The sequence below is a fragment of the Rhodocyclus purpureus genome, from assembly GCF_016653115.1.
Classification (GTDB): domain Bacteria; phylum Pseudomonadota; class Gammaproteobacteria; order Burkholderiales; family Rhodocyclaceae; genus Rhodocyclus; species Rhodocyclus purpureus.
Map to the genome: position 1 here is coordinate 1 of NZ_NHRX01000053.1, position 8172 is coordinate 8172.

Annotated in this window: 8 protein-coding genes; 4 read left to right on the forward strand and 4 right to left on the reverse strand. The window is 66.4% G+C overall.

Annotated elements, in window-relative coordinates; translation table 11 throughout:
- A partial coding sequence (locus CCR84_RS10570) for an IS5 family transposase (protein ID WP_201212037.1) occupies window positions 1–806 on the forward strand: 806 nt, incomplete at its 5' end.
- A 1075-nt stretch (window positions 807–1881) separates the two neighbouring features.
- Here the strand turns inward: CCR84_RS10570 and CCR84_RS10575 are convergent.
- The 4 genes from CCR84_RS10575 to CCR84_RS10590 form a co-directional block, all read right to left on the reverse strand.
- Window positions 1882–2535: an RtcB family protein gene (locus tag CCR84_RS10575; RefSeq protein ID WP_201212039.1), complete on the reverse strand. Its 654-nt coding sequence runs from the start codon at window positions 2533–2535 to the stop codon at window positions 1882–1884.
- Between the two features lie 105 nt (window positions 2536–2640).
- Entirely contained in the window at window positions 2641–3105 is a 465-nt protein-coding gene (locus CCR84_RS10580) for an archease (RefSeq protein ID WP_201212041.1), read from the reverse strand.
- 38 nt (window positions 3106–3143) lie between these two features.
- Complete coding sequence (locus CCR84_RS10585) at window positions 3144–3959, reverse strand: glycoside hydrolase family 19 protein (protein WP_201212043.1); 816 nt, start codon at window positions 3957–3959, stop codon at window positions 3144–3146.
- 79 nt (window positions 3960–4038) lie between these two features.
- On the reverse strand, window positions 4039–5028 hold the full coding sequence (locus CCR84_RS10590; RefSeq protein WP_201212045.1) for a serine/threonine protein kinase: 990 nt from the start codon (window positions 5026–5028) through the stop codon (window positions 4039–4041).
- Between the two features lie 177 nt (window positions 5029–5205).
- On the opposite strand from CCR84_RS10590, the gene cbiT reads away from it, so the two are divergent.
- The 3 genes from cbiT (at window position 5206) to CCR84_RS10605 (ending at window position 8049) form a co-directional block, all read left to right on the forward strand.
- Entirely contained in the window at window positions 5206–6396 is a 1191-nt protein-coding gene (gene cbiT, locus CCR84_RS16795; RefSeq protein WP_338052597.1) for a precorrin-6Y C5,15-methyltransferase (decarboxylating) subunit CbiT, read from the forward strand.
- Between the two features lie 67 nt (window positions 6397–6463).
- Window positions 6464–7273 carry a uroporphyrinogen-III C-methyltransferase gene (gene cobA / locus CCR84_RS10600; protein ID WP_201212047.1) on the forward strand — a complete coding sequence of 270 codons (810 nt, stop codon included), beginning with the start codon at window positions 6464–6466 and terminating at the stop codon, window positions 7271–7273.
- Between the two features lie 20 nt (window positions 7274–7293).
- The gene (locus CCR84_RS10605) at window positions 7294–8049 is read left to right on the forward strand and encodes a fused MFS/spermidine synthase (protein ID WP_201212049.1); all 756 of its coding nucleotides are present in this window, start codon (window positions 7294–7296) and stop codon (window positions 8047–8049) included.
- Window positions 8050–8172 lie beyond the last annotated feature (123 nt).

The following is an 8172-nucleotide window of genomic DNA, read 5'->3' on the forward strand; positions in this document are numbered from 1 at the left end:
TGTCCGACGAGCAGATGGAGTATCAACTGCTCGATCGCATGAGCTACAAGCGCTTCTGCGGTCTGGCCTCGGCAACGAACATTCCCGACCGCACCACCGTCTGGACGTTTGAGAATCGGATTGGCGAGGCGGGCGCGAAGGTACTCTTCGACGGTGTGTCGGCACAACTGCTCGCGCGGGGCTTCATTGCTCGGGGCGGCCAGATCGTCGACGCCACCCTGGTGCCTGCACCCAAGCAGCGTAACAGCCGGGAGGAGAACCAACTGGTCAAGGACGGTGCGATGCCTGCAGACTGGAAACCGGCCAAACGCCGGCAGAAGGACGTTGACGCGACCTGGACCAAGAAACACGGCAAGACCCACTTCGGCTACAAGCTCTCGATCAACGTCGACAAGAAGTACAAGGCGATCCGCAAGTTCGAGACCGATACGGCCAGCACCCACGACAGCCAGCACTTCGACAAGGTGTTCGACCGGCTCAACACGAGTCTGGACGTCTATGCGGATCGGAGCTACACGTCCCAGTCTCGCGAAGACTGGCTGAAAGAGGAGGGTTATCGGAACCAGATCCAGAGGAAGGGCAAGCGCAACAAGCCGCTCTCCGAGTGTCAGCAAAGGCGGAACACCCGAATCGCCAAGACGCGTGCCCGGGTCGAGCATGTGTTTGCGGCCATCGAACAGATGGGCGGGAAGCTGATTCGCACGATCGGCCAGGCGCGAGCGAACTTTGCGATGACGATGATGGCGACCTGCTACAACCTGAAGCGACTCGTGTATTTCCGAAAGGCCGGAATCGAGGCCTTCTGACGCCCAAAGTGGGCCGAATCGCGCTTGCCCAACACGATTCCCGTAGAAAACGGGGCGACACTGCCGAGGAACGCGGCGATTCGTTGAAGAAAATGAACCGAGCTCTGCTGCAGTCGTCATTTCGCGGCGGAGTTTACTCAAAACCTCGGGTTATTCGAGGTACCCTGGAGATGAAGGCATTCTCAAGACAATCCGCGAAATTTAGCCCTTTTTTCCTCCAGGCGGAACTTGTCGATAACCACCATAGCGAGGATTTCCTCTGGCGGCGAGTCCTTCTTCTGTGGCAAATACTTGAGTAGTAGTTTGGTGAAGATATAGAACTTCGCCAGTTCCGGATACGGTGATTTAATCGACGCCGCCCGACGCCTGCCATGGGCGGCGTCGATTAAATCACTGCTTCCCTAGCGAAAAGTAGAATACGGCTTCGACTGAAGTCCCACCGCTGGCGGCGATGTCCGCGGCCATTACCAGAACACTCATTCATAATTAAGATACTGTGAGGCCAACGTACTGCCCGGGTAGCCGCTGACCAAACAGCGGCAGTGACAACCGCACGTCTAGAGCAAAGCCAAGACTCAGTCGAGGACCTGAAGATACGGCTCGCCAGAGCGGAAAGCGAAGCACGCGAGGCGAACCACGAGGCTGGCAGACTTCGAGGGCAAGTCGGGACCTTGCGGGGCGCCTTGGACACCACGAGTAAGGAGCTCTCGCAAACCAAGAGCGAAGCTCGCCAGGTGGAAGCGCTCGCAGCCGAGCTCAAAGGCCAACTGTGCGCCCTAATGAAAGACTAGTAAGAGCAGTGTGACTACTTCAAGAAGAGCAAGGCCCGCACGCGAGGGCGCTCTGCAAACTCGGGTCTACCCAAGGCTGCTGGATAACTCGCCTGCCCACCGGTCGCCTGCCGGCGACCCGTGGACAGCCCCTTCGGGGTCCGCGAGTTACCCACAGCCTTCCGCCCTGCGCTGCTGGACAACCCTTCGGGTTGCCCACAGCGCCCGGGCGGTCGAATCATGTAATATATTTTTCTTATAAATGGGATCGCGCTTCCGGGTCCGCTCAGCTGAAGAGCATTGATTCAGCGGAGAGATTGACAATTTCGGACGCGATTTTTCTCAATCAGGGAAACCGAGCCGAGGGTGCCCATCTCGTCGCGTTGCCGCTTCTTGGCCTGCTCCGACACCGCGTCCGGGTCGGCGCCGTCGATCCGCCCCGCCGACTCGATGCGCCCGAGGTCGGCCGCCGTCCCGTAGCCCTCGCCGACCGCCCAGGCGGCGCCGCCGCGCAGCATCGCGTCCATCGCCTTCGCCGACAGGTGCAGGGCGCCGGTTCTGCCGACCCCGGCCGGGATGCGCGCGTAGAGCTGGTCGGCCAGCTGCCTGCGCACGCTGCCCTGCAGCTGTTCGATCTTGAGCCCGGTGTGCAGGGTGCGCACGCCGCAGGAGATGTCGAAGCCGACGCCGCCGGCAGAAACGACACCGCCCTCGTCGGCGTCGAAGGCGGCAACGCCACCGATCGGGAAACCGTAGCCCCAGTGCGCGTCGGGCATCGCGTACGCGGCCTCGACGATCCCCGGCAGGCTGGCGACGTTCTGCAACTGCTCGCGCACCTTTTCGTCCATCGCCAGGACGAGCTCGTGCGCGGCGAAGATGACGCCGGGAACGCGCATCCCGCCGCTGCGCGGTATTTCCCACTCGTATTCGCTGCGCCGCTTCAGTTCAGCCGTGTCCATCACCTCTCCTTGCAGGAAGATTCCCGGCCCCCGCACCGTTCACGCACCGCCACGCTCTCGACACAGTCTCGCCACGCCGGCCTGTGCATGACCCGGCCATGGGCTTCACACATCGACCACGCACTGGGCGCACCAACTGCCGTCATCGGCACGGGCGACCCGCAACTCGCAGAAGGACGCGCCCTTGGCTTCCGCTGCCGGCTGGTGCCGCGCGACGTCGATCGCTTCGCCGAAGACGGTCGCCTTGAGGGTCAGCTCGCGTCCAATCCCCTGCTCACTCCCCTGCTCACTCCCCTGCTCCCCCCCAGCGATCGCCACCTCGAAGCGCGAGAAGAGCAGGTGGCGCGTCGCCATCTCGTAGATCAGCGCATTGAGCCAGTCGACCAGCAGCAGCTCGCGGTCGGGCGCCCGGCAGGTGATGGCGACAGACTCCCTGGCCACCACCTCCGCTGGTGCGCAGACGACGCTGGTCAGCGCCGTCGCCGCACCGGCAAAGGCCTCGGCCAGCGTGGCGCCGCAGCCGCGGACGCCGACGTCCGCCTCGTGGGGAAAGGTCTGCCAGGACATCATCTCGGCGAGTCGTCCTCGCGCAGGGGCCAGCCGGCCGCCTATGCGGGCGACTTTGCGGAAAGCTTCCCTGCAGCCTTCTTCGCTGACTTCTTCGCGGCCTTCTTCGCCGCCTTCCTGGCTGCTTTCTTGTCGCCTTTCTTGGCCGCTTTCCTGGCTGCCTTTTTGTCGCGCTTCCGCACCGCCTTGGCAGCCCCGTGCACAGGCTCGTCGTCACGCAGGCTCGGTCCGGCCAGCTCGGCAAGCTCGCGCACGGCCGGCACGGCGGACGCCTCTCCGAGGACCTGCTGCGCGATCGCGTAGTACTTCTTGCGCTCGGCCATTCCCCGGTCGCCGCCGTTGATGGTGATGCTGATGTACTCGACCGGCGAGACCTCGGTCACCTTGCCCCTGAGCTTCTTCTTCAGGATGTCGCCGTCGGCATGGTTGGCGACGTCGTTGAGGCTTCTCGTCTGCCAGAACTCGCAGGCGCTCCACACCGCATACTCGGCCTGCTCGAGCAGTTCGGGGTTGTTGATGAAGAGGTCGCGGCGCCCCTTCCTGATCCCCAGCTGCAGGTAGTTGGCGCGGCCGGTGGTCTGGAAGATGCCGCGCCCCTTGAAGCGCACCCCGTCGCCCGGCTTGGTGTTGCCGAGGTCGAGCCGTCCCTCGTAAGCCTTCCCCGACGCGTACTCGCGCAGGGTCCGGAAGTGATCGGTCTCGTGACAGGCCTGCGCGAGGAAGTGGCAATACTCCTTCGCCGTGTCGATCTCGTACTCGGGACAGATGCGGTTCATCCACAGTGCGAGACTCGCCATCAGCGGCGTCTCCCTGCCGGCGATGGCGGCGAGTTGTTGCGGGGTGATGAGGTAGGCCATGGCAGCTCTCCTTGCGCACCCCTCATTATGCTACCGACCTAGCCGGAAAGGATAGTCCGGAGACAGCAGCCGCCAGCTTTCACACGCGCAGCGACGCTTCCTGCATCAGCGGAATCTGTTCGCGCAGTTCGAGGATGCGCTCCTGCCAGTAGCGCGTGCTGTTGAACCAGGGGAAGGCGCGGACGAAAGCAGGGTCGTCGCAGCGTCGCGCCAGCCAGCCGGAATAGTGGATCAGGCGCAAGGTACGCAGCGCCTCGACGAGGTGGAGTTCGCGCCGGTCGAATTCGCGAAATTCCTCGTAGCCGGCGAGCACTTCGCGCAGTTGCCCTTCCTGCTCGCCACGATCGCCCGACAACAGCATCCACAGGTCCTGCACCGCCGGTCCCATGCAGGAGTCGTCGAAATCGACGAAATAGGGGCCGCTCTCGGTCCACAGGACGTTGCCGGCGTGGCAGTCGCCGTGCAGGCGCAACTGTCCGATGGCACCGGCGCGCTCGTAGGCGTCGAGGACACCGTCGAGCGCCTGGTCGACGACGCCGAAATAGACCTCATCGAGTTCATCCGGGAGGAAGCGACCGGCGTAGAGGAAATCGCTCGGCTCCTCGCCGAAGCTGTGCAGGTCGAGCGTGCGCCGGGAGACGAAGGGATGCAGTTCGCCGACGCAGTGCAGGCGGGCGAGCGCGCGCCCCATGCGGCGCAGGGTCTCCGGCTGCTCGAATTCGGGGCTGCGCCCGCCCTGCCGTGGATAGACGGCAAAGCGCAGGTCGCCGACCTGGTGCAGTGTACGGCCGTCGAGCACCAGCGGCGCCACTACCGGGATTTCCTTGGCGAGGAGTTCGCGTACGAAGTCGTGCTCCTCGAGGATCGCCGCGTCCGACCAGCGCCCGGCGCGGTAGAACTTGACGACCCGCGCCGAGCCGTCGGCCATCCAGACGAGATAGACGCGGTTCTCGAAACTGTTGAGCGAGAGCAGGCGGCCGTCCGGGTCGAGGCCGACGGCGACCAGGGCGTCGAGCAGCGCGTCTGGGGTCAGCGTTGCGAACGGCGTGCTGCCGGGGGATGGGTTCATCTGATTGGACTCTCTTCACGCGAAGGTGCAGCGATCGCTGCAGCCGAAGCATACACTGCCGACGGCTTGCCCGGGCGCCCCGGAAACGCGTAAAATGCGCAGCCCGATCAATCGCTTAGGCGTTCGATCATGTCCCGCGGTGCAGCCCCCTGCACCCTACCGATGAGCAGTCCTCCCTTGCCTCCCCCCTCCCCGCAACAACAGCCTGCGCGCGGCCCGGACTCCTGCGCCGACGACGGCCTCTCTCCCGACCACGATTCCCAGCACGCCGACCGGCAGGCCCGCGACGAAGCCGCCGCGGCAGCGCCGTCGGCGGCTGACGAACGACTGTTCGGGCTCGACGACAGCGCCTTCCGCTGCCGCCAGCCGCGCGCGGCCGGTGGATCGGCACCGGGCGGCCTGATGACCAAGTTCGAGGCGCGCGCCGTTTCGCTGGCCAAGCTCGCGCTCGGGCGCCGCAGCATCGTCTGGGACATCGGTGCCGGATCGGGCGCGGTCGGACTCGAGGCCGCGCGCATCGCCAGCGAAGGCTTCGTCTACGCGATCGAGAAGAACCCGGCCGACGCCGCGATCGCACTCGACAACGCGCGCCGGCTCGCGGTCGGCAACTACGCGCTCACCCAGGGTCGCGCGCCGGCCGGGATCGAGGCCTGGCCCAGCCCCGACGCCGTCTTCATCGGCGGTTCGGGCGGCGAACTGGCCGCGCTGATCGCGCTGTCGCTGGCGCGCCTGCGCGCGGGCGGGAAGCTGGTCATCAACCTGGTCACGCTCGACAACCTGGCGACCGCGACGGCGGCGCTCGAGCGCGCGCAGGAGGCCGGGCTGGCCGACTGGGAGATGCTGCAGTTGCAGGCATCGCGCAGCGTGCCGATCCTGTCGACGCGTCGCTTCGCGGCCGAGAACCCGGTATGGATCCTCTCCGCGACCCGGCGCTGCCGTACGAGCTCGCTGGAGCGCTTCGCGCTCGGCATCGGCTGCGACCGTGACACTACGGCGGACGCTATCGCCGCGGCCGTCGCGGCGACGCTGGCCGCCGCCGGAATCGACGCGGGCGCGGTCGACGCTTGCGCAAGCAGCGAGATCAAGGCGGACGAAGCCGGTCTGCGTGAGTTCGCCGCAGCACGGGGCTGGCCGCTGCATTTCTTCGCCGCCGATCAACTCGCCACCGTCGCGGTGCCCAACCCGTCGGCACGGGCGGCCCGCCATGCCGGCAGCGCCTCGGTCGCCGAAGCGGCGGCGCGGCTGGCCGCCGGCGGCGGCGAACTCGTCGTCGCCAAACAGAAGTTCCGCGCCGCCGACGGCAAGCACGTCACGCTTGCGCTCGCCCGACTGTCCGCGCCGGCAGAAACGAAAGACGCGGCCCGCTGAAAGAACGCCCCGCGCCGGCGGCCTCGTGCAGCGACCGCCGCGCGTGCCGCACACTGGAGAAGTCCCCATGAGTTTGCCGCAAGAAAAAATAGCCGTGGCCCCGGCGCCCGTCGTCCTCGTCGGCTGCGGGCCCGGTGCCGCCGACCTGCTCACGCTGCGCGCACTGCGCGCGATCGAGTCGGCCGACGTGCTGGTTTACGACAACCTGATCGGCGACGAGATCCTCGACTTCGCCCGCCCCGACGCCGAGAAGATCTACGTCGGCAAGCGCGCTGCGCAGCACACCCTGCCGCAGGAAGAGATCAACGCGCTGCTCGTCCGCCTGGCACGCGCGGGCAAGCGCACCGCGCGGCTGAAAGGCGGCGATCCGTTCATCTTCGGTCGCGGCGGCGAGGAGATGGACGAACTGCGTGCCGCCGGCATTGCGGTCGAGGTCATCCCCGGCGTCACCGCCGCCGCCGCCTGTGCCGCCGCCGCCGGCATCCCGCTGACGCACCGCGAGCACGCACGGACGCTTGTCCTCACCACCGGCCACAGCAAGCCCGGTGCGCAGGATCCCGACTGGGAAGCGCTCGCCCGCCCCGGCCAGACCGTAGCCTTCTACATGGGCGTGCGCAACGCAGGCGAAATCGAACGCGAGTTGCTGGCGCACGGCATGCCGGGAGAAACGAAGATCGCGATCATCGAACGCGGCGCCACCGCACGCCAGCGCATCCACGCGGCGACGCTGGCGACGCTGACGGCGCGCATCGCAGCAGCCGCGGTCAAGGCACCGGCGCTACTCATCGTCGGCGAGGTCGCGGCCTATGTCGGCGACGGTACCGACGCCAACTCGGATTCACCTGCCGGATCGGCCAAGCACACGGCGAACGAATAGGCACAGCGCGGAGGAAAGCCATGGCACGCTACAGCATCGACATCAGCGAGGAAGCAGGCGTCCGTTCGCTGCATTTCGGCTCCGAGTGGGTACAGGGCGCGATGCGCGTCGCCCGCCCGTTCGCCCTCGAACTCGCCTACACGCGCGAGATGATGGCCGGGCTGCTCTTGCGCGACGCCCCCTGGCCGCGCAATGCGCTGCTGGTCGGCCTGGGCGCCGGTTCGCTGGTGAAGTTCATCCACCGCAACCTGCCGCAGACGCGGATCACCGTGGTCGAGATCGACCCGCGTGTCGAGGTCGCCGCGCGCGTGCACTTCCGCCTGCCGGACGATCCGGCACGCCTGCAGGTGGTGATCGCCGACGCCGTCGACTACCTCTTGCGCACGGACACCCACTACGACCTGATCCTGCTCGACGGTTTCGATGCCAACGCACGTGCCGGCGCGCTCGACACCGCGCCCTTCTACGCCGCCTGCCGCGCGCACCTCTCGGAAACGGGACTGCTCTCGGTCAATCTGTTCGGACGCTCGCGCGGCTTTCTCGCCAGCAAGGAGCGCATCGCCAAGGCCTTCGACGATCGCTGCTGCGTCTTTCCCTCCTGCGACAGCGGCAACGTGATCGCCTTCGCCGCGGTCGGTGAGGAAGTCAGTGTCGAGGCGCAGTTGCTGAAGGAGCGCGCCGAAGCGCTGCGCAAGGCGACCGGGCTCAACCTGCAGCCGACCATCGCGCGGCTGGCCGCCGCCGGCGCCCTCGCGGGCGGAGAATTGCACTTTTAGCCCGGGTTTAACAGCTATCCCCCCGATTTTGCCGATTTTCGGGGGGTGACACCCCGCAAACCCGCATGGTTGCTAGGGGTGGTCGCCGAAATCGTTTTGTAGTGACATAATATTTTAAGCGAG